The 25,749-nt window shown below is 43.0% G+C and carries 23 protein-coding genes; 10 read left to right on the top strand and 13 right to left on the bottom strand.

Features of this window, described 5'->3' with window-relative positions:
* The first annotated feature begins 125 nt into the window (after nt 1-125).
* From MHN00_RS08295 to MHN00_RS08280, 4 genes are all read left to right on the top strand, one after another.
* Complete coding sequence (locus MHN00_RS08295; RefSeq protein ID WP_014951426.1) at nt 126-1,418, top strand: amidohydrolase family protein; 1,293 nt, start codon at nt 126-128, stop codon at nt 1,416-1,418.
* A 24-nt stretch (nt 1,419-1,442) separates the two neighbouring features.
* Nucleotides 1,443-2,030 carry a VTT domain-containing protein gene (locus MHN00_RS08290; protein ID WP_131137210.1) on the top strand — a complete coding sequence of 196 codons (588 nt, stop codon included), beginning with the start codon at nt 1,443-1,445 and terminating at the stop codon, nt 2,028-2,030.
* Nucleotides 2,031-2,195: 165 nt separating this feature from the next.
* A complete protein-coding gene (locus MHN00_RS08285; protein ID WP_014951428.1) occupies nt 2,196-2,657 on the top strand; it encodes a hypothetical protein in 462 nt (153 codons plus the stop codon).
* Between the two features lie 25 nt (nt 2,658-2,682).
* Nucleotides 2,683-2,862, top strand: a complete 180-nt coding sequence (locus tag MHN00_RS08280) for a hypothetical protein (protein ID WP_014951429.1) — start codon at nt 2,683-2,685, stop codon at nt 2,860-2,862.
* A 21-nt stretch (nt 2,863-2,883) separates the two neighbouring features.
* On the opposite strand, the gene tusA is transcribed toward MHN00_RS08280, so the two are convergent.
* The 3 genes from tusA to rph are packed head-to-tail and all read right to left on the bottom strand — an operon-like array spanning nt 2,884 to nt 4,546.
* Nucleotides 2,884-3,144, bottom strand: coding sequence for a sulfurtransferase TusA (tusA, locus tag MHN00_RS08275; protein WP_014951430.1), 261 nt, complete (start codon nt 3,142-3,144; stop codon nt 2,884-2,886).
* Nucleotides 3,134-3,775, bottom strand: coding sequence for an orotate phosphoribosyltransferase (gene pyrE, locus MHN00_RS08270; protein WP_039228851.1), 642 nt, complete (start codon nt 3,773-3,775; stop codon nt 3,134-3,136). The genes tusA and pyrE overlap by 11 nt, the downstream gene beginning before the upstream one ends.
* 57 nt (nt 3,776-3,832) lie before the next feature.
* The gene (rph, locus tag MHN00_RS08265) at nt 3,833-4,546 is read right to left on the bottom strand and encodes a ribonuclease PH (protein WP_014951432.1); all 714 of its coding nucleotides are present in this window, start codon (nt 4,544-4,546) and stop codon (nt 3,833-3,835) included.
* Nucleotides 4,547-4,847: 301 nt separating this feature from the next.
* Here rph and MHN00_RS08260 point away from each other — a divergent pair, with 301 nt between their 5' ends.
* Nucleotides 4,848-5,711 carry a YicC/YloC family endoribonuclease gene (locus MHN00_RS08260; protein WP_239300893.1) on the top strand — a complete coding sequence of 288 codons (864 nt, stop codon included), beginning with the start codon at nt 4,848-4,850 and terminating at the stop codon, nt 5,709-5,711.
* A 174-nt stretch (nt 5,712-5,885) separates the two neighbouring features.
* On the top strand, nt 5,886-7,100 hold the full coding sequence (locus tag MHN00_RS08255; RefSeq protein WP_069945235.1) for a site-specific integrase: 1,215 nt from the start codon (nt 5,886-5,888) through the stop codon (nt 7,098-7,100).
* A 49-nt stretch (nt 7,101-7,149) separates the two neighbouring features.
* Here the strand turns inward: MHN00_RS08255 and MHN00_RS08250 are convergent, their stop codons facing one another.
* The 5 genes from MHN00_RS08250 to MHN00_RS08230 form a co-directional block, all read right to left on the bottom strand.
* Complete coding sequence (locus MHN00_RS08250; RefSeq protein ID WP_069945236.1) at nt 7,150-8,064, bottom strand: hypothetical protein; 915 nt, start codon at nt 8,062-8,064, stop codon at nt 7,150-7,152.
* Nucleotides 8,065-8,127: 63 nt separating this feature from the next.
* Entirely contained in the window at nt 8,128-8,352 is a 225-nt protein-coding gene (locus MHN00_RS08245; RefSeq protein WP_069945237.1) for an AlpA family phage regulatory protein, read from the bottom strand.
* Between the two features lie 252 nt (nt 8,353-8,604).
* Nucleotides 8,605-10,329, bottom strand: coding sequence for a DUF927 domain-containing protein (locus tag MHN00_RS08240; RefSeq protein WP_069945238.1), 1,725 nt, complete (start codon nt 10,327-10,329; stop codon nt 8,605-8,607).
* 486 nt (nt 10,330-10,815) lie between these two features.
* The gene (locus MHN00_RS08235; protein ID WP_170826523.1) at nt 10,816-11,193 is read right to left on the bottom strand and encodes a hypothetical protein; all 378 of its coding nucleotides are present in this window, start codon (nt 11,191-11,193) and stop codon (nt 10,816-10,818) included.
* Nucleotides 11,194-11,240: 47 nt separating this feature from the next.
* Nucleotides 11,241-11,447, bottom strand: a complete 207-nt coding sequence (locus tag MHN00_RS08230; protein ID WP_239300892.1) for a hypothetical protein — start codon at nt 11,445-11,447, stop codon at nt 11,241-11,243.
* A 122-nt stretch (nt 11,448-11,569) separates the two neighbouring features.
* Here MHN00_RS08230 and MHN00_RS08225 point away from each other — a divergent pair, with 122 nt between their 5' ends.
* Both MHN00_RS08225 and MHN00_RS08220 read left to right on the top strand, forming a co-directional pair.
* Nucleotides 11,570-11,839, top strand: coding sequence for a helix-turn-helix transcriptional regulator (locus MHN00_RS08225; RefSeq protein WP_069945240.1), 270 nt, complete (start codon nt 11,570-11,572; stop codon nt 11,837-11,839).
* Nucleotides 11,840-11,851: 12 nt separating this feature from the next.
* Nucleotides 11,852-12,439, top strand: a complete 588-nt coding sequence (locus tag MHN00_RS08220) for a hypothetical protein (protein WP_069945241.1) — start codon at nt 11,852-11,854, stop codon at nt 12,437-12,439.
* Nucleotides 12,440-12,514: 75 nt separating this feature from the next.
* Here the strand turns inward: MHN00_RS08220 and MHN00_RS08215 are convergent, their stop codons facing one another.
* Complete coding sequence (locus MHN00_RS08215) at nt 12,515-13,381, bottom strand: phage integrase N-terminal domain-containing protein (protein WP_069945242.1); 867 nt, start codon at nt 13,379-13,381, stop codon at nt 12,515-12,517.
* Nucleotides 13,382-14,587: 1,206 nt separating this feature from the next.
* On the opposite strand from MHN00_RS08215, the gene MHN00_RS08210 reads away from it, so the two are divergent.
* Complete coding sequence (locus MHN00_RS08210) at nt 14,588-15,043, top strand: hypothetical protein (RefSeq protein WP_069945243.1); 456 nt, start codon at nt 14,588-14,590, stop codon at nt 15,041-15,043.
* Between the two features lie 26 nt (nt 15,044-15,069).
* On the opposite strand, the gene MHN00_RS08205 is transcribed toward MHN00_RS08210, so the two are convergent.
* Nucleotides 15,070-18,486 (bottom strand): ATP-binding protein, encoded by a 3,417-nt coding sequence (locus MHN00_RS08205; RefSeq protein WP_069945244.1) that lies wholly within the window; start codon nt 18,484-18,486, stop codon nt 15,070-15,072.
* 272 nt (nt 18,487-18,758) lie between these two features.
* Here MHN00_RS08205 and MHN00_RS08200 point away from each other — a divergent pair, with 272 nt between their 5' ends.
* Nucleotides 18,759-18,992 (top strand): hypothetical protein, encoded by a 234-nt coding sequence (locus MHN00_RS08200; protein ID WP_049586398.1) that lies wholly within the window; start codon nt 18,759-18,761, stop codon nt 18,990-18,992.
* 357 nt (nt 18,993-19,349) lie between these two features.
* On the opposite strand, the gene MHN00_RS08195 is transcribed toward MHN00_RS08200, so the two are convergent.
* The 3 genes from MHN00_RS08195 to MHN00_RS08185 form a co-directional block, all read right to left on the bottom strand.
* Nucleotides 19,350-20,855 (bottom strand): tryptophan halogenase family protein, encoded by a 1,506-nt coding sequence (locus MHN00_RS08195; protein WP_239300891.1) that lies wholly within the window; start codon nt 20,853-20,855, stop codon nt 19,350-19,352.
* The gene (locus MHN00_RS08190; RefSeq protein ID WP_239300890.1) at nt 20,833-22,506 is read right to left on the bottom strand and encodes a tryptophan halogenase family protein; all 1,674 of its coding nucleotides are present in this window, start codon (nt 22,504-22,506) and stop codon (nt 20,833-20,835) included. Before MHN00_RS08190 ends, MHN00_RS08195 begins: the two co-directional genes overlap by 23 nt.
* Before the next feature lie 143 nt (nt 22,507-22,649).
* Nucleotides 22,650-25,580, bottom strand: a complete 2,931-nt coding sequence (locus tag MHN00_RS08185) for a TonB-dependent receptor (RefSeq protein WP_230633805.1) — start codon at nt 25,578-25,580, stop codon at nt 22,650-22,652.
* Nucleotides 25,581-25,749: the final 169 nt, after the last annotated feature.

Below are 25,749 nucleotides of genomic sequence, written 5' to 3'. Positions count from 1 at the left end.
CGAACATATCAAAACGTAATTCATCTTCAATAAAGCACCGTTAACAGCGCTTTGTTTTGCGTTATACCTCTGACTGCATTACATTCGATATAGTCTATAAAACAATCAACAAGAAGACCTATATCATGAAAAAGCCTCTGATTACGCTGGCTGTTGCCAGTGCCTTACTCTCATCGCCCTTTTCCACTGTAGCCGACACGCTGATTCATGCAGGAAAAGTGTTTACTGGCACATCAAACTCTCTTCAGGAAAATGTGACTATTGTTGTTGAAGACAACAAGATCAAAGCGGTAAAAAAGGGGTTTGCTGAAGCCCAAGAAGGCGATACTGTCATCGACTTGAAGACGTCAACCGTTATGCCAGGTCTGATGGACATGCATGTTCATTTGTCTTCTCAACATGGTGGTCCACAAACGTATCTGGAGCGCTTTTCACTAAATGAAGCCGACTATGCATTACGGGCAGCGAACTACGCTAAGATTACGTTAGATTCGGGCTTCACCACGGTTCGCAACTTAGGGGATGGCTACAACGAAACCGTTGCGCTAAGGAACGCTATTAGTAAAGGCTATGCTACAGGTCCGCGAATCTATACCGTTGCCAAATCTATTGCCACTACAGGCGGGCACGCCGATCCAAGTAATGGCTTATCTCATTTACTTCGCCCAGACGTAGGCCCTAAGCAAGGTGTGGTTAATGGCGAAGCTGAAGCCCGTGAAGCAGTAAGAACTCGTTACCAAGATGGTGCGGACTTAATCAAGATCACCGCAACCGGCGGCGTATTGAGCGTAGCTAAAAGCGGCCAAAACCCACAATTCATGACCGATGAATTAGAAGCAATTGTTGAAACGGCAAAAGACTACGGTATGACAGTGGCGGTGCACGCGCATGGGAAAGAGGGAATGAAGCGGGCTATTGAAGCCGGTGTAGATTCTATCGAACACGGCACTTATATGGATGACGAAATCCGCAAATTAATGAAGAAGCACGGCACCTACTATGTACCAACAATACTGGCAGGAAAGTTTGTAGCAGACAAAGCCAAAATTGATGGCTTCTTTCCGGAATTGGTGCGCCCGAAAGCTGCAGCCATTGGCCCGCTTATCCAAAATACCTTTGAACAAGCACATAAAGCAGGCGTAAAAATTGCTTTTGGTACAGACAGTGGTGTATCAGCCCACGGAGACAATGCGCAAGAGTTCTCATTAATGGTTGAAGCTGGTATGAAGCCTGCCGACGCGCTGCTAAGTGCCACCGTGAATAGCGCGAATTTACTAGGTATCAGCGATATTCTTGGCACGCTGGAAGAGGGTAAGTTGGCTGATATTGTTGCGGTTCAAGGCAACCCGCTTGACGATATATCGCTTATGGAAAGCGTGTCTTTTGTGATGAAAGATGGAGTCGTTTACAAGCAGTAGAGAAAATAAAGTGGTAGGGATTACATGGAACTAGGTAAAAAGGTTAAGCACAAAACCAAAAAACTTGTCGATTCTAAGCATATGTTAAAGGGCATCACTCTTGCCTCATTTTTAGAATCAACCATTGTTCCCATACCACTAGAAGCCGTAATGGTGCCACTAATGCAAGCAAGACGGGAGTCGCTTTGGAAAATTGCATTAATGGCCACCATAGGCTGTGTGATTGGCGCAGTCTTCGGCTATGCCCTCGGTTACTACCTCTTCGATATGGTTGGTCAGTGGCTTATAGATACTTTTTTTAGCCAAGAGCAATTCGACAATGTAAAACAGCAGATGCAAAACCAAGGTTTTTGGTTCGTAATGACCTTAGGTATTGCCCCTATTCCTTTTCAGGTTGCGATGCTTGCAGCAGGTGCAACCCAATACTCACTTCCGCTTTTTCTTTTAGCTACTGTTATTGCGCGTTCAATTCGCTATTTCGGACTCGCAGCCGTGGTTTATTACACAGGAGACAAAGCTGAGCAGCTCATTAAGCGCTACAAAATGAAAGCGGTTATTGCTATCACAGTTGCGGTGCTTCTTTTATGGTGGCTTTCAAATTTAATCAGCTAATAAGCTCGCCTGTACTAGTGACTCAAAGTACTTAATAGGCGAGACAAACGATGCCGTTGGTTCACGACAACGTAAATATCAAATCAACCCAATAGATTTTTTGAACTTTACATTTGATAATGATTCTTATTTGCACTAATGTAATAAAAAACAGGAGGTGCTTATATGAATGTTCAGCGGCTATGCCCAGTTTACAAAAAGTGGCTACAGCTAAACCCTTCAAACGCGCGACAGCATCGCTATGCTATGCAAGCGCAGACGCAGCAAGCCCATCAACAGGGCAGATTGGATTATGCGAGAGAGTTAGGCTATCAAACCTTTGAGGCCGCAAAGGTTATCCTTAATGCGCTTCAGCCTACCTCTTTGCAGAAAGTCAGTGTAGTTCAAGAAGACGTACTCGCTTTTTCCACTATGGGAATGTACTTATCTTCTCTGCTTGCCGAAGAACATAGGAAGCGAGAATCTCACGCTATTTTACAAGAATGTCAGCAACAGCTTATTGCCATATTACCCCTGCATGCCACCAATCCTTCTATATGCAGGCTAATCGCGGCCATTCAGCATACCCTTGAGCAAACCTATGTCCCCCAAGCAAGCAAACGACTCGCTTCTGTGGCCGTGCATTAAATACTTTAGATAAAAGGAGATAGTTATGGCGTCGAAACAAATTTCAAGCGAAGACGGCTTTGTCTCATTAAACGTTAGAGCTTCTGTACTTCAAAAAATGCTTAATGGTGAAGTGCTACACATGACAGATATTCACTGTACCTGTTCGCGAAGCAAGCAGGTTTTGAAGCAACTTTTATTGCAGGCTGCTAGCGGCCGCGAATAGAAACAGTAACAAAAAAGGCGCTCAAGCGCGCCCTTTCTTAATAACGTATTGGTAAGGCATGGTCTCGGTTTGAGACGCAACCAGCGTGTGGTCCATAAAGCGGCAAAAGCTAGGAATATCTCTGGCCGTTGAGGGATCGTCAGCCGTGACCGATAAAGTTTCCCCATCGGCCAGCTTTCGAATATTCAGACGCACCATCATTACTGGCTCTGGGCAACGCAATCCTAGCGCATCTAAATGCTGACTAGCCGCGCTAAATGCGCTGTCAAAATCAGATGCCATAATTTTCACGATAGGTGTTAATGGCGCTGATTTCGCTATCAAACCCGCCTTTCTCGGTCAGATAAGCCACGACATCGGCAAGCGATACAATAGAGATAACCTGAGTGCCAAAGTCGCGCTCGACCTCTTGAATAGCTGACAGTTCGCCATTACCGCGCTCTTGTCTGTCTAGCGCAATCAGCACGCCAGACAAGCTAGCCTGCTGTTGCTCGATTAAGGTCATCGATTCGCGAATAGCCGTACCCGCAGTGATCACGTCATCCACCAGCATAACCTTACCTTCTAGTGGGCTGCCAACTAGATTGCCGCCTTCACCGTGGGTTTTCGCTTCTTTGCGGTTGAAGCAATAAGGGACATCAAGCTTGTGGCTATCGGCCAATGCAACGGCTGTTGTTGTCGCAATAGGAATGCCCTTATAGGCTGGACCAAAAAGTACATCGAACGCAACGCCTGCGTCCATTAACGCATCAGCGTAAAAACGCCCCAACTTAGCCAAATCGCCACCGCGATTAAACAAACCGGCATTGAAAAAGTACGGGCTAACGCGGCCTGACTTTAAAGTGAATTCGCCAAATTTCAGTACGCCACGTTCAATGGCAAACTCAATAAAATCACGCTGAAACGCTTTCATGATGACCTCTTAATTTCTAATTTACGCGTTGGTTCTAACTACGTGTCGATGACTCGCTTACGCTAGCGCCGCTTTTTGAATGTCGAACAATTCACGTAAACCGTGCTTACCAATTTTCAGCATCTCGTCAAGCTCTTCAAACGAGAACGGTTCGCCCTCTGCAGTACCTTGAACTTCAATCAGCTTGCCGGTTTCGGTCATTACAATGTTCATATCTGTTTCTGCCTCAGAGTCTTCGGTGTACTCAAGGTCAGCGATTGGCGTACCTTCGTAAATACCTACTGAAAGGGCGGCAATCATATGTTTAAGCGGGTTAGTTTTGATAATGCCTTTAGCACGCATGTAAGTAAGTGCATCAACAAGAGCTACACACGCACCGGTAATTGACGCTGTACGCGTACCGCCGTCGGCCTGAATAACGTCGCAGTCTAACGTAATGGTGTTTTCGCCCAGAAGTTTTAAATCTACCGCTGCGCGTAGTGAACGCGCAATTAGACGCTGGATCTCTAACGTGCGGCCGCCTTGTTTACCGCGCGCCGCTTCACGGCCGCTTCGCGTATGAGTAGCACGTGGAAGCATGCTGTACTCAGCTGTAATCCAGCCTTTCCCTTGGCCCTTCATAAAGCGTGGCACACCTTCTTCTACCGTCGCATTACACAACACCTTAGTGTTACCAAACTCTACAAGAACAGAGCCTTCTGCGTGACAAGTGTATTGGCGAGTAATTGTAACAGGGCGAATTTGACTGGCGGTTCTGCCGCTTGGACGCATAGTGTTCTCCACAACGTAAGTGCTTAAAAAAGGGTAGCGTTTTACAGGTTTTATTGGCGATATGTGAATAGAAAGCCCAATTCGCGGTCAAAACCTATAAATTCGATGTAGCTACGAAATTGCGCCTAAGTATAACGCAATACCCGCGGCCGTTAAAAACGAACTTTACATGTTTGCTTATTGAATTACGTAAATGTGCGCTAATATACAAAATACAAGAAAACCTGCTGTAGATATTCACGTATACAACACGACGTTCGGGTTGTTTTTGCAGGCTTTCAGTTAAATTTAAAGGATATTTATGATTTACAGCATGACAGCGTTTGCACGCGTAGAAACCAAAAAAGAGTGGGGCTCAGCCGTGTGGGAAATACGCTCGGTCAACCAACGCTTTTTAGAAACTTACTTTCGCCTGCCGGAACAGTTTCGCTCATTGGAGCCGGTTTTACGTGAACGATTCCGTAAAAAGCTAGCCCGAGGTAAGGTGGAATGTGCGCTGCGTTTTACCGCGAACGATGCTGCTGTAACTAAGCTAAGCTTAAATGAAGAGTTGGCTAAGCAAGTGCTTCACGCCGCTGACTGGGTGCAATCCCATGGCCAATCCACGGGGGTTAACCCACTAGACGTTTTGCGCTGGCCTGGGGTAATTGCAGCGGAAGAAGCCGATATGGACGCCATCCACGCTGACGTAATGGCCGCGTTCGATCAAGCTCTTAACGATTTTATCAGTGCCCGCGCAACCGAAGGGGAAGCCCTTAAAGGTATGATTACGCAGCGCCTTGACGCTATAGAAGTGGAAGCTGAAAAAGTATCCGCGCGTATGCCTGAAATCATGGTGTGGCAGCGAGAAAAAGTGCAAACCCGCTTTGAAGAAGCAAAGGTTGAACTTGATGCAGGCCGTTTTGAACAAGAAATGATCATGCTGGCGCAAAAAGTAGACGTGGCAGAAGAGTTAGATCGTCTGAATGCTCACGTTAAGGAAACCCGCAATATTCTTAAAAAGGGTGGAGCAGTAGGTCGCCGTCTTGATTTCATGATGCAGGAGTTTAACCGCGAATCGAACACGTTAGGTTCAAAGTCTATCAGCACCGACATCACACAATCGGCGGTTGAACTTAAAGTCCTGATTGAGCAGATGCGCGAGCAAATTCAGAATATTGAATAAAGCTCACTAGTGCTCACAAAAACCCACAACACTTTGAAAAACCTCACTTTATAGTGAGGTTTTGTTTTTTATGGTTCCGTATTTTTTCATTCTGTTTCATTCAATTGGTGAGTATTGTGGTGAGTATTTTTCACTGCTAGTCTCAAGCTACTGGTGAGTACAAGAGGTGAAGAAATGCCAAATTTAACAGTTAAACAAGTCAACATACTTGCTAAAGGCAAGCCAAGTAAAACTTCCGATGGCAATGGGTTATCGTTTGTCGTTCCAAATCGTGGTGAACCTTATTGGTCCTTGAGATATTCCTTTAATGGAAAGAGGAGAGAAAAGTCGCTGGGTAAGTTCGGGCAACTGACACTAGCTGAAGCGCGTGGTGAGGCTGAAACAGTCAGAGCCATGCTCAGAGAAGGCATTGATCCACTATCATTGAGCTCTCTCACCAAACATAGCGGGATGACTTTTAACGAGCTATTTCAAGATATGTATGAAAATAAGCTGCTCAAACGATTAAAAAGGCCTGATATTCCGAAAAGTAAATATAACAACAATGTTGCTAAATTCATTGGTCACCTTAAAGTTGAGCAGGTTAACGCATTCCACATTAGAGATATCCTAAATATCATTACCGACAGTGGACGACCTACTGTGGCAAATGATGTCCTTGATCTACTTAACAACCTTTTTAAGCATGCTATTCAATTAAATATTACACTCAACAATCCCGCGTCAGCCTTTAGCTATAAAGACGCTGGAGGGGATGAATTATGCCGAGAACGAGTATTGACGATAGATGAAGTGGAGCAAGCATTCAGCGTATTCAGAAAATACTCGGAGTCTTTTACTCGCGACAACTACCTGGCCTGCTGTTTGTTATTGGTTTTAGGTGTACGTAAATCTGAATTAATTCAAGCACCATGGCATGAATTCGATTTAGACAATGCGGTTTGGCATCTACCAAAAGAGCGTACCAAGAAAAACTTTAGAGCTATCAAAATTCCGTTACCGCCACTAGCTATTGAATGGCTTAAAGAACTAAAAGTTCGCTCACATGGCTCAGATTATGTATTTCCGGCTAGACGAAAGAGCAAAAAACCATATATGGGCCCTGATACCATCAACAGCGCTATTAATTCACTGTTCGGTATAGACAAAAGCAAGAAAGTTCCACCGCCAAAGCGTATGGGTGATTTGGAACACTTTAGAGTTCACGACCTTAGGCGCACTTTCAGATCTATTGCGGCCGGGATGAAGTTTCAAGATGATCATTTAGAGCGTTGCTTAAATCATCAAATCAGTAAGTTAGATGAAATTTACAACAAACATGACTTCTTTGAAGAGAGAAAGGAAATTCACCAAGCAGTATCAGTCGCTTTACAGCCTCTTCTTCAGTAGTGAAGAGGCTAGCCTAACTCACATTTTACCCGTAAAACTTGAGAAAGCATTATCCTCCCTCAACCTCTCGGTCAGTGTCTTCAGAGAGGGGATTGTAGTTAGCATTACAAGGCTGAACTATATACTTTTTCTCCGCACTAGGGTTGTAGACCAATACATTTTTTAATGCTGGATCTAAAAATATAACACCTTTGATATCATCATCTACTTTACATGGATGATTACTATTGAAATCCACCATAACAGCTGTTTTTTCAAGAACACCAGCAATATTTCCTCCATAGGCCAAGCTAAGAACTAATATTGCATAACTGGCAAAAAAGCCATTTGCTGTGTAAAAGTCAAACTTTTTGCTTTTAGTAAAAAAAGGTAAAATTGTAAAAAGGAGGCACGAAAAAGAGATCAATGCAGTTATCGGTGTAGCTGCAAGGAGCATTGCAATTGGTTTTGTCTGGCTAAAATAAACAGCATCCACTCCAAATATTTCATTAATTATAATATTTGAAAATGTACTCATCCCATATATTGACACTGAAAATATAACAGCCCAAATTAGTGCTGGTTCCCACTTTTCATTTGAAAACTTCCCTGAAAAGCTTGTAACTAGTGGTATCAGTACACAGTATAAGCAAAACACCCCCCCTAAGATAAAAAGGTATGACAAATCTACACTCCAAATCATGCCTAAAAACGCAGCCATAAACATAGCGCTACCAATGACTCCAGCTATATCGTGAAGTCTATAATCAGTAAAACCATCATTTATAAACGCAAGAACCCAATAAATGAGTGCAAACAAAATAGCTATTGAAGTAAACACCACTTGAAAAGTTTTGAAAAACTCAGCCACATCTTCGGAGAGCACAATTAAGCTATAATCATTAAGAAATAAGATTGTCATAACGATCGCAAAAGAAACCATAAACAAGCCTAAAAGCCCTAAACAAACTTTCTTTATTGCCATTTATTCACCAAAAGTATAAAAAATAAATATCAGACATATCATGAGTTTAAGTTGCTAAAGTGTCTACTCATTTCGACACATCCAAAGCAAAACATCAGACAGCAACCAACGGGCTTTTCCTTTACCCACGCTGGAGGCTGGCGGAGTTTCTCCCGCCTTTTGCATACGCCACCAGGTAGTGCGGCTAATGCCGGTTCTGCGGCAGCGCTCAGTCTCGCTTATCAACCGCTCTTCTTCGCCATAAAGCTTTAAAATTCCCGCTCGTTTTTCAAATAGTTCGTCATTCATGTTCGTCTCCCAGTTCAACTCGATTCTTTAGTACCCAAGCATCAACTTCCGTTCTCTTGAAAAAGGTTCGCCGCACTCCAAGCTTGTAGCTGGGCAACCCGTCCCGTACTTGTTGCCGCAAAAAATTAGGGCTTAGTGCTGTGTACTGAACACATTCATCAAATGTGAGGAACTCTTTGCTGTTGAGCGCTACTTTGCAAAGTTGGCTTTCAATCACGCATTTAATCTCGTCAAATAGCTGGTCAGTAAGCATTAGTAATTCTCGCTCTGGGAAACTGGGAAAGTGGGATTAGCATTACTATTCAATAAGTTATCATTTTCGTAAAAGTGGGATAGATCCACACTTTCACCGCATTCGCGACAGATTTTTTCTGGAAAGAACTTAATAAATCGCTCTCCTCCTACTTTAAATGTGCGTCGCGCGCCTTCATTGGAAAGGGCCCAACCTTTTTGAAGCATGTAATGGACTGTTTGACTGTATTCATGAGCAACAGACTCAATTACTTCCGATTTGAATAACTGCTGAGGGATGTACCAAGCCAGGTCCGGCTCTGATTCAAAGAATCCTATGCTCCCATTATGTGATTCCCCCCGAGGGCTCAGGCTATGCCGCCACTTATTGATTAACTTGATAAGCTTCTTAATAATTTTCTTACTTTCTGAGTTTTCGGTGCTATTCCGGTCATCTAGCCAAATTGTTGCTACTTGTTCCAATGCATCTTTAGCTTCACCTAAGTGCCATGGCAACAGCCCTAAATTAATGGCAATTTCCCCCGCGGCCGCTAGCAGAGCAAACTTATCTAAAACGTTATTAGCCTGACTCTCAATGTTTTTTGGCCACGGCCATTGCTCCCGAATATCTTTGTACTCTTTAATAACCTCATTATTGGGGCAATCAAATTTTGAGAGGGCTTCCACCCACGATTTGATGAAAGTGCCATGGTACTTACCTACGCAGGATGATAAGTACTCAGCAAACTCTTTAGCCGATGTAAACCCATGAGTATTTTCAAAAGCGTCATATTTGCTAAATACTGGAACCTCTATCAACCGGACTGATTGCCCTGCGCTAACACTTTGATTGATGCCCAACAAAAGCTCTTCAAGGGTAAGCTCGCCGGTACTGAGAAATATTGTGCGCCAACGGTAGCGCTTATCCAGTGCACCATCTTGCTGGCTTCTTAATTTTGATACGCCATTGCACAAGTGATAAATTAACTGGCCTATATCTTGCGCGGGGCATTGCTTAAATTCATCAAGACAAAGCAACATGTTATTTCGCGCACGAGCGATAGATTCAATACCGTTAGATGTTGAGCTCCAAGTCTCCCAGTAGGTTTGATCTGAATAGATACTGGCAGCCACTTTCATCACTGTAGACTTGCCTGATTTTGAGCTGCCGACGATTTGTATTCCAAAGCTCTCCAAATCAGTCCATCCAATAATAGGGGCCGCAAGTGCAGTACATACTGCAAGAATCATGATTGGATTACCTCGGCAATATTTTCCAATATTTTGTTGCCAGTCCAATAGAGAGCCTGATTCAACTAAGCTGTCACCAGCAAAATCACCAACATAAACTGCCGGAGTCTCATATCGGCCAATACTCCAATCCGGAGTCACGAATTGGCCGTCCACCCAACCGCTTTGTCTCACGCTATATGCATGCTTATTACATGGAGTTTCGATTAAGTAGGCTAAAAGAGATTCCCACGAGTATTTTCCTGGCGACAGTTGAAAGCCTGACCTAAGCAGCCTCTTTTTAAATTTCTTTGCAAAGTTGTCATCAACTTCTCCCATTGGTAGTACTTCACGAATCGGTAAGCCAAAGTAGTTTTTCCACTCTAAAAGTCGGCCAAAGTCATCTCGCTTATCGTGCGAAGAGACGATAGCCTTCACTTCTATCGGACCGGAAATCTTTCTCTCTTCACCATCTTTGTTAAGGGCGTAAATCCCGTCAGGTTTTGCTTTTAGCATTGGTGCTGTTCCTTATAATTCGAAACGCTATATGAGCGTGTGAAACTGTTTAGAACAGAGTGCCACAAGGTCCTTAATCGTGAGCGGAGAAAGGTAGGGGAACTTTCGATGGGTTTTTCAAGCCTTTAAAAATGCGGGATTAGCGGGTTTAGGTACGTTACTTGCGCATAAAACAGGAGGCAAAACGCTGTTTTTGGGCACCAAGAATTAGGCATGCCTAACTCCTTGGCTCAAAAGAGTGGATATCAGTCGAATTTATTGAGATTGTCGCGATTAAAATGAAATAACAAAGCAAAAAATATCACCAACGCCAGAACCATGGCGCATCCTGTAAGCAACGGAGCCATAACTATATTCTCCCCTCTTTAATTGCTTCAAATAGATCGTGTTTTAGTTTGTCGTAGTGGCGAGTAGCGCGAATTGCCAGCACCATTAAAACCCACATTTGAAACCATTCATATGTTGTCATAGCAGTTCCTATTAATTTTAATGCCTGGTGATGCCGGTAAATACGTCACCTTCCCAATTACACAATTCGATAACCCAATTACTGATTTGCTGCCGCTTATTAGGATTATAGCCGGTAAACGGGAATGTTATTTTGGTGCTGCGCGCTTTAAACTTTGAAAAGGGCTCCAGTCTTACATCCCAGACAGCCCCATATTCGTTTGAGACATCGAACGCAAACGCCTTTTGGGATATTAAAGTGAATAATATCTCCTCTTCAGTCTGAACATCCTTATCAAAAGAAAAGCCTAGTGGCTCACATTCAACTTCAATACCACACAGTCGATGTTTGATCTCAGCAAACGCGGGTAAAAATGGCCGTAGCTCAGAGTTATTAATCAATTTTTCATCGTTCATAAAATCTGCCCCCAATTTGGCATGCCAAATTGGCCTATGTATTAGCTCTAGTAATAAGTGTCGTATAGTTCTCCGCGCGCCTGAGCATCCTCAGCCTCTTGACGAGACATATGCTTGCCATCAGCGATGATATTTCCCATACCATCGTCGAGTTGGTCAAGCTGATCATTTTTGTCTGACGATTCATCATCAGCAGTAGATACCCAAACTAAAAGGTAAACAATTCCAAATATTACAAAAAAAAACGTTTCCACAATCGCTACTCCTATCCAATCCCAATTTGGCATGCCAAATTAAAAGCTAAGTATTCCTTAGTATCCAATTCCTATTAAAGCTAAGAAAATCTTAGTTTTCAATAGCAGATCTCGTACACCAGTTGAAATGTAATGATGGTTCGCCGTTTCCAACACGGCTAAAGCAAGCAAGAACAAGACTTGGTCTATCCCAAAAGCAATTAGGAATAATGGCGGGGATGGATAGCTTTGTTGCGTCTGCTCGCATGAACCAATACGAACGTGGCGTTCATGCCCCAGACTTTAAAACTGTTGAGGCCTTAAGCGCAGTTTTGAGAGTGCCAACTGCCTTCTTGTTCTGCATTGAAGACGAACTGGCAGAGAAAATATTGGATTGGTCATCGCAATGTTGATTAGTGTGAAGCGTGGAAGAATTTAAGTCTCTTGAAAACCTGTTGTCAGCGGATGAAAGGAATACCTTTTGGAGTGTTCTCGACGAAGAGTCGGGGGAAATGCGTTCAATTTCCTTAGAAGAAATATATCAGTCGATCTCGCATGTTTCATTGGATGCGGTGGTTCCCGAGGATGTTAGGAGCCAGTTTAATGTCGCGAAGAATTTAGCCGCGTACTCTTGGTACTGCTACCCATTCCATCAAGTATGTGAGATGAAAGCTTACTCGACGGTAGAGTATGCATTGAAACAACGCCTAGAACATCACTGGCCATTTCCAAAACTCATTAAAAAATCAATAAGTTGGGGATTAATAAAAGACATCGGGTTTTCCCACCTAAGGAAACCTCTGGATGTATCCTCAACTGAATACAGCAAGTCTTTGATAGAAATAATGCCAGGACTAAGAAATGGCCTAGCCCACGGAGGGACAACTCTTCATCCCGGCTCATTATCAACTTTAAGGTTCTGCGCTGATTTTATTAATCAGCTATATCGGAATGAAATCAATAAGCCCGCTCGCGAAATAAAAGAGTGGCATGGGTGCTCTACCAAAGCCTGAAATTGCAAATACGCTATAGACTAGGTTTGCTATTTTTTTAAAAATGCTGCTCTTGTCGATTTGGCATGCCAAATTCTAGCTACCTAAATAGGCATAGGTGATCTTCAATCGTTCATGGCCCAGTTCACGGCTTATTTTCTCACGGACATTGGTATCGTGCTCATAATCAGAGGGGGTAAGCTCTCTTCTATGCGGGCCTCCGTCGGCAGGGCATTTCCAACCTGTAAGCTCTAAATAACGTTCCCTTGCGTAATGGTGACGTAATCCGTGATTTTTATTTAATCCAACTCGGATAGTTTCGCGATCATACTCACCCATTTGTGATTTATAGTTCTTATAAGGTTCGATAAGTGCGCCTTTAGTAACAGCGGAAATATCACGAATAAGTTGTCGTTGAGATTCTTTTAGAATTGGGATGGTGCGGTATTTGCCACCCTTAGCCCATGAGCCTTTTATTTGTAGAGTGTTAGCGTCTATCAAAGCATAAGACAAGCTGAATTTCATACACTCCTCTTTTCTAAGCCCAAACTCTTGCTGCAAACGCAGGGAAAGCTTGATTAAGTCACTCTTGATCTTGGCATGCTTATCCATCTCTAACGTTTTTGACTTGCCAATTGGGTTGTTGCGAACTCTTGGAATGCCGTAATCATCATTGCTACGTGAACAGATATTAGGTTTACCTATTTTTTCGGCAATCCAACGCAAAGCCGCCATTCTGTTTTTTATTGTTTTTGCTGCCAGACCTTCATCTTGCCAACGTGTAACAAGATGATTGATATGCTTGGTCTTAAGGCCGATCGGATCTTTTAATCTATAACCATGTTTGAGTAGCTGCTTTGCAGCAAGGTTTAAAACTTTGCTTCGGGTAGCTCTAGTGCTAAAGCTACTTTCGCGGTGAGTGTCGTTCACCATTTGATGAAGACGATATCCTAATTGGCTCATTTCATGTTCCTCATAAATTTAAAAACTAATTTTTGAAAGTATTTAGAAAAACACCAAACCGAAGACCAGGGGGCGAAATGCCAAAATAGGTAAGTTTTAAAGCCATATGAACGGTGCGTAACCGAGCATATTGTCATAAGACATAAAGGCTAACTGGTCTAAAGCAACAAAGCTGAGCCGTGTGATTTCTGTTGAAATACAGCGCGAACTACTGTGGTTTATATTTGTGTTATTTATAGGGGGTGGCAGTCTGCCCCATAATGCTGCGAATGCAGCTCCTCAGGAACGTGTTGCGGGCAGTGGATACGCCCTTTTTCTTGATGCTCATTTCGAGCTAGTTCGTAAATAAAATTATCACAGTGATCAGAGATTGCAACTCCTTTTTGACACGCTCAAATCTCCATCCCTTTTTTGGCCCTGCAATTTTTAAGGCGGATTGGGTGTCGAGGCATCATGAGCAGTGGCCTCGACGTGCGACTCTGCGAGTCGTCCCTACTTCTTTCGAGTAGGGACGACTCGTCGCCAATCCGCCTTCAAATAAAACCCCGACAATCTTACCAGGTTTTTTCCGAACATTATTTTTGAAAGTGGTTTATCTTTGTGATTGGCAGCGCACACCGCGATTCGTTATCGATAGTAACGGCCCACACCTGGGTGCATGAGACAAGGCTATGGTGCATCAGGGTGCGACCCTGGAGGCGTGTAATCCATCAGACGTTAGGGTTTATCGTCTGTAGTCTTCGAGGATAGTCGTGTAGTTCCTACACGTGCAGCCCATTATATTGGGCTGCTTTTCTTAAGAATTGGTGTGTGCTGCTTCTGGGCTAAGCGATATCACATATGCTCAAACTATCGAAAATACACTGTAGCAATTCTTTATCAACCACTCCTTCGTTAACACATACTTTCAACTTATATGGCGTATAACCCAAATAAGAGACCTCTCTTGACCCCCCCACTCCACAGCAAACTAATCCTTTCTGATGTAACCGGAGAGTCACTGTTAACATTACTCAAGCCATTGATTGCTTTTCTAGCTCTCTGTTCGTTAGTCATCTTCACGACCCCTCATGGAAAATAATCTCCATCGTAGCGCTTAGCCATACTTCGGTTAAGTTAAAATTTTAACTACACTTGTTTAAACTTTCTATTTAGCATAAGTTAAGTATCATTATAGGAATTCACATAAAAAATAAACACTTAGAAATGAAAGATATAGAAAAGGAAATAGCTGTAGAGCGCTATAAGTTTATACTTACAAAAATACAACACTTAGACGAATCTTTATATAAAAACATCGGCTATATTGCAAAGTTTACAACTGCAATTATTAGTGCTATTGCCAGCTCTATACTCTTATTCAAAACTAGCAAAATAACTAATGAAATAGTGGTGTTAGCAATAGACTTTGCGGCATATATCAGCGCCTTCACATGTCTACTTTTTATTCTTATAACTTTAGCAACTATTTTTTCTTGGCGCGATTACAGAAAGGAAGAAATTGAACTGCTAGATAAATGTGGTATTGAAATTGCTAGAAAGCCCCCATCATTCAAGGGGCTCCTCCGGTGGACAGAAACATGGTTTTTGATAGCACTGCTAATCATTGCAACCGCTTCTTTAAATGTTGATAAAATTCTAGGGAGCCTAATAACACCCTAGAGAATATTTAATGTAATCAAAAACATTTACATAAACTCCTTCAAATCAGCACCATCTAGGAATTTAAAGTTATATTCCGAGTTGTCTTCCCAGAAATGAGGGGACAACTTTTTAACCAGCTCGCCTCTATCTTGTCGCCCTGGCATAACAACAACATTATCAACTGATACTCCTGTTATTAAAATACTCCAGCCTTCCCTCACTCCTTTAGCATACGATGCTTCTTCAGAACTCAGTTCCGCTAACTTTTCTTCTTCACGCTGCGTCAACGTACGTGGTGATACAAATAAATAGAGCACATTGATGGACTTATTTTCATACCTACTTTCTTGTTCATTGATTTCATGAAGGCCAAACCTCGACCGTTTGGTTTCAAAATAATAAACTTCGTTAGCAACTTTTTCTTCGAAATTATCACGTTCTTTGATACTGAACAGCCCCATTTTATCATGTATTGCTAACGGGCTTTGACCAAAGAAGGCTCCAATACCATTAGAATAATTCATAAGTTGGATCCCTTTTTCTCCGATAGGGCCTAAACTTCCAGAATCTCCCTTTGTAACTGCATCAAATAAACGGGGTGAGACAACTGGCAACATGCTTGAAACCAAGTCATATGATACATCCCAACTATCTGCTTTAATCAGTATTACCTGACCATCACCGCGATACCGTGTCTTGCTTGGTAAAGTGAAATTATTTCCATTATGCTCAAGCAAAACATCTTCACCTTTAACTTGAATCGAGTTACTTGAGAGTAACTTCCCATAAAGTAGGGTCTTCGTAAACTGAGGTAGAACCTGCTTATTTGGAGAAACAATTTTTAGTGGGCTCATTTTCATGAAATCACTGATTGTTATGTCAGTACCTGTTAGGGCACATAAACTCGCTGAGCTAACATCTCCGTAGTGATTATTTATGATGGACTGAATAAACCCTTGGCTTCCAAACCTAAACCGGTCAAATAAATAATCCCAGGTAAACCTTACTTCCTTAGAATCTGGCTGGAGCTTAAAAGTCTTTATGTGTTCAACAACTACACAAAGCACCTGCTCTGTTAGTTTTGATGTAATTGTTGCCATGTCTTCTTTTAACCCTTCAGGCCAAGCTGTGATAGAGTTACGGTCTACTGAGAGTTGTGGTCTTTTTTCTCCAGTGAAATTAAGCAACCCGATATAAGAAATAGGAAAACACATCTCAATATCATGGGGCATACTCGTATTAGTACCTACAGAAATCCCGTCGATACACACCCCTGTAGAACCTACAATTGGCATCACACGTAAAGCTGCAATATCACCAAACGTAACATTATCGGTCGGTAATGACAGGTGAGTGATGAACTCAATACCTTTATACTCAACCATGATTTTATAAGTTTTAATATTGTGTCTTACTTCAGAAAACAAATATTCTGGTCTTTTCCAATACATATCTCCAACAAGATAATCTATAAAGGCTAGATCTGATTCCAGTTCACTAGTTAGCTCGAACTCTGTTGGTTTGGGAAGTAGCTTTAGCTCATTTTTCCCTTTGAGCTTTATAACAACATCAATGTTGGGGAAAGGTGAATCAACGATTTTATTAATCTTATTAAACAGATGATTATCCCAATTTGCATATATATCTTTATAAGAGGTAAATTTTCCTCTTAGATTGGGTTTTTCTCTCAGAAGCAATAATTCAACCTTGTTTAAATCTTCGTTGTTTAATTCCGTTGCAACAGAGTCATTCAATAGTACTTTTATTTGCGTTCCCGAGCGCACTATCTTTTCCGTTTCAAACTTACTTGGGGTTTTGTAATAGAAGCTTTCATGTGGACCATCAATGGCGCATGAAACAAAATCACCTCCTTGTGTTTTTGTCGTGATTTCAATACTTGAACCAATCATGAAGCATGACAGTATCCCAATACCAAACTGAGATGTGGGCGTAAAGCTATCATTCCATGAAGCTTGTCTTCTGGAGAATTCAGACGACCGATAGTATGAATTGCCGATATTCAATAGGTAGTTTTCGATAATTTCATTAGTCATTCCACAACCATTATCTCGGCAGATCAAGAAGGTATCACTTCCTTTTCTTTCAATATCGAATTCAATCTTAAATCTTAAGATTCCTTCTTCCTGTGTAGATGAAGCCTGCATACTCCTGCATGCATCTAGCGAATTTTGATACAACTCTCTCAAGCATGCATACTTATCCTTGTATAAGCCCACCCCCATTAACAGTTCCAGTATTTTTCGTTGGCTTAATGTGAATTTTAATCCGTGTTTAGGTATAAAACTTCCATCACTTTTTATGCCACTTCGATCAACTTTTTCTGGTAGTTTAATATAGCTTCCAAGCCATTTTCTTTCGAACAAGAAGTAGTTTTGTATCTCCAGATCGACCCAGTCTAAGTATTCATGAACCTTGAAATAATCTCTGGGGCTCTCGCAAAAAGCCTTAAATGATATCAGACCATCACCTATAGAATAATTTACTCCATTATCTTTCATTGCCCATTGCTGAAAACTGTACTCTGATTGAAACTCTCTCGAAGTTCTCAATACTCGTGGAGCTCTATCAAAACTAAAATGCAAAATGTCCCCAAGCCTTAATAAGAGAGCTATGAGTTGCAAGTTTGCCGTATCATCACCTAGATAATGAGCAACCGCATCTAATGAGTCCTGAATATAAGAAACATTTTCGCAGTGAGAACGACAAACCTTTGATAAATCCGAGGCTAGCTTTTTACCCCAAACCCTGCCGGTGATTTGTCCTTCAAACAGGCGTGATAAATTAGCAATGTATTTTTCAACTCTTAAGTGATGATTCGCACGAATGAATGAAAAGCGAATAGCTTCACTTTCCCTTTCATATTCATCTTGAGACTTTATTAGACTAAATGTTTGCTTTGATCCGTTTCTAAACTCTTGGTATTCGACCAGAATGTGAGCAAGTTCTTCATGAAGCTGCTCTTGAGTCTCAGGGGAAAAGCGCCACTTACTTACCTCGTCAAAGCTTTGATATAACACCTCCTGATTTGCTTCAATAAAAGAAACAGCTTCAGAAAGTTTTAGCGGAGCTTTTAAATCATGTTTAAGTAGGCAGTATGGATCATGGTAATGCTCCCCTCCCTCAGTGGCCCTTAAAAGTTTCAATTCCCAGTCTGGAGGAGCTAGCGCACAGTCATGTAAAAATGGCGCAAGGTGAAGAAAAAACAGCTCGTAAGAGGTGAGACGACGAATTCCAGCATCACCTAGTAAACTTTCAATATTGCTAAGAACTTTTTCGCTATGAGATTCATCATGCAAGTCAAATTCAGGTAGCACAAGGCTAATTCTTTTTAAATGGTGCCTGCAATCAGTTTCAATTGTAGAAGCTAGCGAATATAACTCACCTAAAATAGGGTTCTCACTGGTACTTAGTCGTTGTTTTAAATCTGCTAATATTTTCATTATGATCAACAATATTTTTAGACTTCTTATGGGGTTAGAGTAGCCTCTTACACCCAAAAGCACCAGTATCCTTCCCCTAAACCACTTCGTTCAAATCCTGTAAAGCCATAAATCGGAACCCCGCAAGCGGGGCCCCCTTGCTTCGCAACCCTTCGGGCGATTTCTAGCTTGACTGGCTTTTCTCTGCGTAGTGCGTGTTGGCCATGAGGTATGGCGCGCCTTTAGGCGGCAAGCGCCTAAAACTCACCAACCTCATAGCGAAAGGGGCTTCTATGAAAACTATGGACTTTATAAAAAGGGCTAAAAAAGTAGAATTTGCTGATATAGCAAGGTCGGCAAAGCCGATTGAACGTACCACTCTTAAACACGTTCGGACTACAGATAAATGCTACCTGGTTAAAGCAGGCAGTAAGTTACAATTTTGGATCACCCGTGATGATTACTTGTTGTCTGTGAATGTATCTTTGCGCTCACCATTTTGTGTTTGTACTGACGCAGATAGTTAGCTATGTTTCCCATATCCCAACTTTCCCAGTTAGAAATTGAGCATTTTTTTATTTTTTTTCATAAATTTTTTCGATTTCTTTATGGTGAGTACACTGGTGAGTAAAAGGGTTTCAAAACGGGCCAGGAATACCTTGCAGCCCCTGACATGCATAGAATTGTGAAATTTAAAACGATAAACAAATTCAGAATATTGAGTAATTAAAAGCAGACTCAAACTCATTCAATAAATAACACCAAACCCAGCTTTCTAGCTGGGTTTGAGACTTCTGTAGGGCGTTTGGTAGCTCGTCGGTTACGAGCTGCTTAAGTCACTGTTGACGCGCTACCTGCCGCCAACATCTAACGCTTCTAATAACTCATCTCAGATACTGTGTTAAGAAGGCCTCGTGCGAGGGGAGTTTAGCTACGTGATTATCCACCTGCTGCTTTAATCCTGCCATAAACTGCTTAAGTGACTGTTCACTCATCTCATCGGCAACACGATGATACTGGCTAGGTGTCATGCCTTGGCCCATTAATACTTGGGTCCAGGAATCAACACGGAAAATATCTCCGTCATCTAAAAATACACGGCCAGATTCAGCAAACAAATCCAATTTATGTTTAAGAGAAGACGGAATGTCCATGCGTTGACACTGCTGCCAAAAGGGGCTGTCCTCGCGCTGTGTCACCTTGTAATGCATAACAATAAAATCGAGTATGGCCGACATTTCGCTATCAAACTTATTATTGTATTCGTCGATTGCGCTTTGGGTTATGCCATCGAAGGGGAATAGGCGCATTAAGCGTATAAGGCCAGTCATGATTAGATGGATGCTGGTCGACTCTAAAGGCTCAATAAAGCCACTGGATAGCCCTAGCGCCACGCAGTTTTTATTCCAACCACGCCTGCGTTTTCCAGGAGTAAAACGAATCACTCTCGGCTCATTAATGGGCGCGCCTGTCACCTGCGATTTAAGTGTATTGATGGCGTCTTCATCGTTCATAAATCGGCTACAAAATACCAATCCATTACCCATTCGTTCTTGAAGTGGTATCTGCCAGCGCCAGCCCGCCTTATGGGCCACGCTTTTGGTGTATGGCACGGGTGGGGCAGTAAGCTCAGTTTGCATGGCCACCGCACTATCGCAAAAAAGATAGTGTCGCCAATCGTCGTAACCGGTGTGAAGAGCTTGTTCAATAAGCAGTCCTTTAAAGCCTGTACAGTCTATGAAAAAGTCGCCATCTATGACTTCATCGCTTGCTAATCGAAGGGACTGGATGTTGCCTGATTGCGGGCATACTACGACCTTTTCTATATCTCCTTCCTTGTGAGTTACCCCAGCATCACACGCTAGAGACTTTAAAAATCGACCGTAAGCAACGGCATCAAAATGATAGGCAAAGTTAAGCGGCATGGCTTCTGATGTGGCGAACTTGCTCTGTTTAGCGGCAATAAGTTCCGGGCAATAATCACCAAATTCACCACCAAATCCGTATTCTTTAGCCCTCAGCCAAAAATGGTGAAACTCGCCAGCCCAACACTCTCTTCCGGTTATACCAAAAGAATGAATATAGCTGTGACCTTGTTCACGCCAATTTTCAAACTCAATACCCAGTTTGAACGTGGCTTGTGTGGCACGCATAAATGCTTTTTCGTCGATGCCAAGCAACTTGTGAAATGTTCTAATAGGCGGAATAGTCGCCTCGCCCACACCTACAATACCAATATCTTTCGACTCGACTAACGTAACGTTTATTGACTTACCCAAAAGCCGTGACAGCGCTGTGGCCGCCATCCATCCCGCAGTACCGCCACCCGCAATGACTACGTTCTTAACGGGCGTTTGATTTTTACTGCTATCTAAACCCGATACGGTCATTAGAGGTGTCCTTTTTATCTGAAGTATTTTTTATGTCATTACAACTCGAAGCTGAAGCGTGCTTGTTCTTTTCACGTTGAGCATGCGAGGGCACGTGTTGTTTTTCGTTGCTGTAGCGCTTTGCAATATCATTGAGCAAAACTCTGTTAGACGGCAATCCCTGCAGATAAGCGTTTTTAGTTTGTTGTAAGGTTTCGCGAATGTGAACTGCTTTACGCTTATGCTCTTCATTTAGCCGTAAAGGCGATGTAGAAGAAGAAAAGCCCATTCCATACAGTACATACTGATAGCTAGCAGAGGGGAAAATCTCTTCGTTCTCGATAAGATCTAAACGTGAAGGGCTTTGATACTTCCACAGTTCAAGCAATTCAGCGAGGGAATCGGGTATAGACGCCTTATCTCTTTGCGCTAACCAATACGGCTCTTCTCTATCGCTTAAAGCATAATGTAGTTTTAGAAAGTCGATAACGCGCTGCCAGCGATATGCAAAGCGCGAGTTGTAGCGCTTACTGGCTATTTCCATGTGTGCTTTGTTTTGCGGAAAAGCCTCACAGAGCATACGTAAGCCAAGTTCGACCATGGCAATGGCTGATGCTTCAAGCGGTTCAACAAACCCCGAAGACATACCTAAGCTCAAACAGTTTTTTACCCAAAACTGTGATCTATAGCCAGGCTCAAAGGAAAGTGTACGAAAAGAAAGCTCTGCATCTTGTGCACTAGGGTAACGTTCACGAACGTAGTCAATCAGCACCTGCTTTGCTTGACCTTCATTTGTGAATTGAGAAGAGTAAACTAGGCCTACACCTCGGCGGTGCTGCAACGCAATATCCCACGTCCACCCACAGGTTTGTGCAGTGGCCACTGTGGTACTTTTTATTTCAGCATCTTCGTTTGAATAAGGCACTTGAAGCGCAACGGCGCGATCATTGAGCATTGTGCGCTTAACGGGTATCCAGGGAATAGCAAAGTGTTTATTGATGAGCAGGCCGCTGTGGCCTGAACAGTCGATAAATAGATCGCCAACTATTTTTTTCCCGTCCTTTGTTGATACGCTTTCAATATCCCCGTTTTGATGAGAGTGAACACTGTCAACATGACCAACGACATGAGCGACATTTAACTTGTCTACGCAATGATTTTTTAACAGCTCAGCAAGCTTTGTGGCGTCGAAATGGTAACCGTAATTGAGCACATGGGCGTAGTCCGGCGTAGCAATTTGCTTTGGCGCCTTGCCTGCGGCACACATGGCGGCTTGTAACGAAAACGCATCTTCGTATGACGTATTGGGAGCGAGTTCTTGCCAGCAAGTATGAATATCAAGTTCGTTGTACCCTGTTGGAACGGTAAATGGATGATGATAGCAGTGCCCGCCTTTACGCCAATTAACAAAGCTGGAGCCTTGCTTGAAAGCGCCCTGACACAGAGTTAAGAATTCAGTTTCACCAATGCCGATATCAAGAAGGGTGTCGCGCAGTGATGGCCAAGAGCCTTCACCAACACCTATGGAAGGGATATTAGGAGATTCGATAAGGGTAATGGTGTGTTTCGCGCTTAGTTTTGCGGCTAGCACTCCAGCAGCAAGCCACCCAGCCGTACCACCACCGACAATGACGACCCGACGCATACTGCTATGACTTTCGTTATCACTCATACGTTAAGAACCACGATATGCCCCACTGCACTTCTACAAACATGTTCAGTCGATTTTCTGGTTACTATTCAAACAGCACTATGGCAAAAAAACCCGCTAAAGCGCAACCCTAAGCACTTTAGCGGGTAAACACACCCCAATCTTTAGAATGTATATCTGGCGCTTAGCGCATATCTAGCGCCATATTCATCTAAGTTCCACAGCATAGCGCTGGTTCTTCCGTGTCGGCGAATATTCTCTTCCGTGATATTGATACCTTCAAAGGCCACCGTTAAGTCTTCGGTTATGTCGTAGGAAATACTCAAATCAATTTGTGAGTACGCTTCGGTATAACCCGGCTCATTGATGTACTGAGAAGTAGTGTCTAAGAACTTGTCTCGCCAGTTGTATGCAATACGTGCCTGTAAGGCGTCTTTTTCGTACATTAATACAAGGTTCGCAGTATCACTTAAGCCGACCAATGCGAATTGTGTAAGAAGAGGGTTCGCATTGTTATCAAAACCGATATCGCCGGTAACCGTTGTGTAGTTTGCCTGTACACCAAAGCCACTATCACCAAAGAAGTGCTGTGCAGCTAGCTCGAAACCATAAATATTCGCAGCTTTATTGTTTACGGGTTTAGAGTTGATGAAGGTCAGTAACGGATCATCGCTGTTTGGCAATATATCGAATTGCTGCTCGAACTGGTCATCAGTGAGGGAATCATAGTCAATGCCATTTTCTAACGCGGCAACCATGTTAAATAAAGATGTGTCGCTTACTGGAATACCACGAGCTTCCAATTCGGCCAACGCTTCTTGTGCTCGTGGTCCATTAGTTACATCACGTAAACCAAATACATTTTCTTCTACCTGCTCATCACCAATGAAGTTTTTCACTCGCTTGTCGTAGAAACCAATCGACACATAACTTGTTTCTTCGAAATAGTACTCAAACGATAGATCTAGGTTATCGGATTCAAGTGGAATAAGTGTTGGATTACCCGAACTTGCCGTCGCCGTAGTAGCAGTACCTATAAGGGTAGGGAAGCTCTGCGGCGACACTGTCGATGCAGCGCTTAACCTATTATAAGTTGGTCGTGCGATAGTTTTGCTGTAAGAGAAACGAGCAATCATGTTTTCCACTAGCTCTATGTCAAAATCGAACGCAGGTAATACATGATCGTAACTAGATTTAACTTCCACGTCTTCCATTTCGCTACCAAAGCGCACGTTGAAATCGTTGTTACCTTCCCATGCAATACCGCTAGGCAAACTTATGTTCGCAATTGATGTAACATCTGTATTTTCATAGCGCACGCCAGTAAGAAGGTTATACTCCATGCCATTCAACTCGCCCGATAAATCGAACTCAAAGTAAACGGCGGTTATATCTTCTTCAATGGTGCGATTAGTGGCAAACGGGTTGTTAGCAACTAAATCAAAACCATACTGCTGTGCTGCAAATGCACCTATTTCAGCCACGCTCCCGGTAAAACCCTGAGAGAACATCCCCTCAGTATTGAAATCGCTAAACTCACTCGCCAAATCCAGTGGTGTTAAAGAACCAGCAGGCAGCTCACCCGGGTTCTCTATTCCCCAGTTGCCCATGGTGTGACGGGTTAGGGATTGGAGCGATGTACTCTCCATTGAGCGTGACTCAATACCAAAGTTTATGGTTCCAGTATCCATAACGTAAGACCCATCAAGACGAGCTTGGGTAATCTCGGTATCTTGCGACGAAAAATTCATGTCTAGTATTGACGTACCTACATCATCTTGGTCAAGTACGCCATTACCGTTTAGGTTGTCTCGAGCGGCATCGTCGAAATCGACGAACATAATAGGGAAGTCGCCTCTAAAATCGACACCTTGCCCTCTGACCACGTTTGCACCTAAACCAAGGTTTGTCCACGTTCCATATGGCGCATCGGGACGACCTTCCGCTGTAGAGTTATGTAGGTCAAAGATTAACGTCAATTCATCATTAACTAAGTATTCTAGATTCAAACCAATCGATTTATTTTCATTAACTTGGTTTAGTTCCTGAAGTGCTAAACCTAGATCACGAGGCAGTAAATCTCTGCGTTCCTGAGTGATTAATACTGGTGTCTTTACTGCTTCATCGTCAAAAGTCAGTTCCGCAAAGTAACGGTCATCCATCCAAATTGACTGTTCAGCTCGCGCTTCGAACAGATCCTGCCTTGAATACGTGTAATCTAGCGTGGCCGTCATTTTTTCTGAAGGAGCAAACTGGAACGTTAGCTGTGCATTGGTTCTATCACGCTCGCGGTCTGCCATGTAGTAACGTAAATCTGATGGAATACCGTAAAGCTGCCCAAGAGCGGGAGCGTTGTTCAACACTACAGGGTCGCCACTATTTGGATTCGATGGATCAGGAGATTGCGGTACCGTGCCATCAAACGGGTTGACTCTCCACTGGTTGACAAACGCACCTTGCGCAGCACTATCCCGTTGTTGGAATGAGCCGGTGAAAGTGACACCAAAGGTATTGTCGTCATTGAGGTAATTGATAAAGCCCGATACTTCTGGCGTTACGTCATCACCCACGCGGTTAGTCGTATCGTGCAGTGCCTTCGCACCTACGCTTGCCGTAAAACCGTTGTCTGCTGAATCGAAGGGTCTGGCTGTTTTGATATTAATTGAAGCGCCAATCCCGCCTGTCGCGATGCTCGCTCTGCCCGTTTTGTATACTTCTACTGATCTTACACTTTCAGAAGCTAGATCAGAAAAGTCGTAAGCTCTAGAGTTCGCGACACCGCCACCACCTGGTAATGCGGAACCCGGCATCGTACGTCCATTTAGGGTAACCATATTGTAGTCTGGACCGAAACCCCGTGCGGTAACCTGATTACCTTCACCATTGTTTCGGTTAATAGAAATACCAGTGATACGCTGGAGCGATTCCGCTAAGTTGGTATCAGGGAATTTACCTATATCTTCTGCTGAGATGGCATCAACAACACCAGCAGAGTCACGCTTGATACCCATCGACTTTTGCACACTGCTTCGTATGCCTGATACCTGAATAACTTCTATGTCTTTTTCTGTTTCTTGCGCTGTCGCAGACGACATCACGCCGCTACTCAAAGCGGTCCCGAGTATCAATGACAAACTTGCTGCGATCTTGCTTTTATTTGGTGTTGTTTGTGTCACGGTCTATCTCTCTTTAATAGTGGCTTTTATGTGTGTTGTGAACCTTACGCGCCGACAGAAAGGGCTTTCCCAAAGAGAAGCTAGAACA

It is taken from the genome of Alteromonas sp. Cnat2-8, assembly GCF_022348355.1.
Lineage (GTDB): Bacteria > Pseudomonadota > Gammaproteobacteria > Enterobacterales > Alteromonadaceae > Alteromonas > Alteromonas macleodii.
Note: the sequence above shows the minus strand (reverse complement) of the source record. Positions and strands in the feature narration are given on the sequence as shown.

Coding starts and splice junctions, on each gene's coding strand:
- MHN00_RS08235 (WP_170826523.1), bottom strand. CDS start 11,193: ATGAACGATGAAAAATTGATTAATAACTCTGAGCTACGGCCATTTTTA.
- MHN00_RS08215 (WP_069945242.1), bottom strand. CDS start 13,381: ATGAGCCAATTAGGATATCGTCTTCATCAAATGGTGAACGACACTCAC.
- MHN00_RS08245 (WP_069945237.1), bottom strand. CDS start 8,352: ATGAATGACGAACTATTTGAAAAACGAGCGGGAATTTTAAAGCTTTAT.
- MHN00_RS08295 (WP_014951426.1), top strand. CDS start 126: ATGAAAAAGCCTCTGATTACGCTGGCTGTTGCCAGTGCCTTACTCTCA.
- pyrE (WP_039228851.1), bottom strand. CDS start 3,775: ATGAAAGCGTTTCAGCGTGATTTTATTGAGTTTGCCATTGAACGTGGC.
- rph (WP_014951432.1), bottom strand. CDS start 4,546: ATGCGTCCAAGCGGCAGAACCGCCAGTCAAATTCGCCCTGTTACAATT.
- MHN00_RS08280 (WP_014951429.1), top strand. CDS start 2,683: ATGGCGTCGAAACAAATTTCAAGCGAAGACGGCTTTGTCTCATTAAAC.
- MHN00_RS08190 (WP_239300890.1), bottom strand. CDS start 22,506: ATGAGTGATAACGAAAGTCATAGCAGTATGCGTCGGGTCGTCATTGTC.
- MHN00_RS08290 (WP_131137210.1), top strand. CDS start 1,443: ATGGAACTAGGTAAAAAGGTTAAGCACAAAACCAAAAAACTTGTCGAT.
- tusA (WP_014951430.1), bottom strand. CDS start 3,144: ATGGCATCTGATTTTGACAGCGCATTTAGCGCGGCTAGTCAGCATTTA.
- MHN00_RS08250 (WP_069945236.1), bottom strand. CDS start 8,064: ATGGCAATAAAGAAAGTTTGTTTAGGGCTTTTAGGCTTGTTTATGGTT.
- MHN00_RS08285 (WP_014951428.1), top strand. CDS start 2,196: ATGAATGTTCAGCGGCTATGCCCAGTTTACAAAAAGTGGCTACAGCTA.
- MHN00_RS08260 (WP_239300893.1), top strand. CDS start 4,848: ATGATTTACAGCATGACAGCGTTTGCACGCGTAGAAACCAAAAAAGAG.
- MHN00_RS08240 (WP_069945238.1), bottom strand. CDS start 10,329: ATGCTAAAAGCAAAACCTGACGGGATTTACGCCCTTAACAAAGATGGT.
- MHN00_RS08195 (WP_239300891.1), bottom strand. CDS start 20,855: ATGACCGTATCGGGTTTAGATAGCAGTAAAAATCAAACGCCCGTTAAG.
- MHN00_RS08185 (WP_230633805.1), bottom strand. CDS start 25,580: ATGTCGTCTGCGACAGCGCAAGAAACAGAAAAAGACATAGAAGTTATT.
- MHN00_RS08210 (WP_069945243.1), top strand. CDS start 14,588: ATGAAAGATATAGAAAAGGAAATAGCTGTAGAGCGCTATAAGTTTATA.
- MHN00_RS08205 (WP_069945244.1), bottom strand. CDS start 18,486: ATGAAAATATTAGCAGATTTAAAACAACGACTAAGTACCAGTGAGAAC.
- MHN00_RS08200 (WP_049586398.1), top strand. CDS start 18,759: ATGAAAACTATGGACTTTATAAAAAGGGCTAAAAAAGTAGAATTTGCT.
- MHN00_RS08255 (WP_069945235.1), top strand. CDS start 5,886: ATGCCAAATTTAACAGTTAAACAAGTCAACATACTTGCTAAAGGCAAG.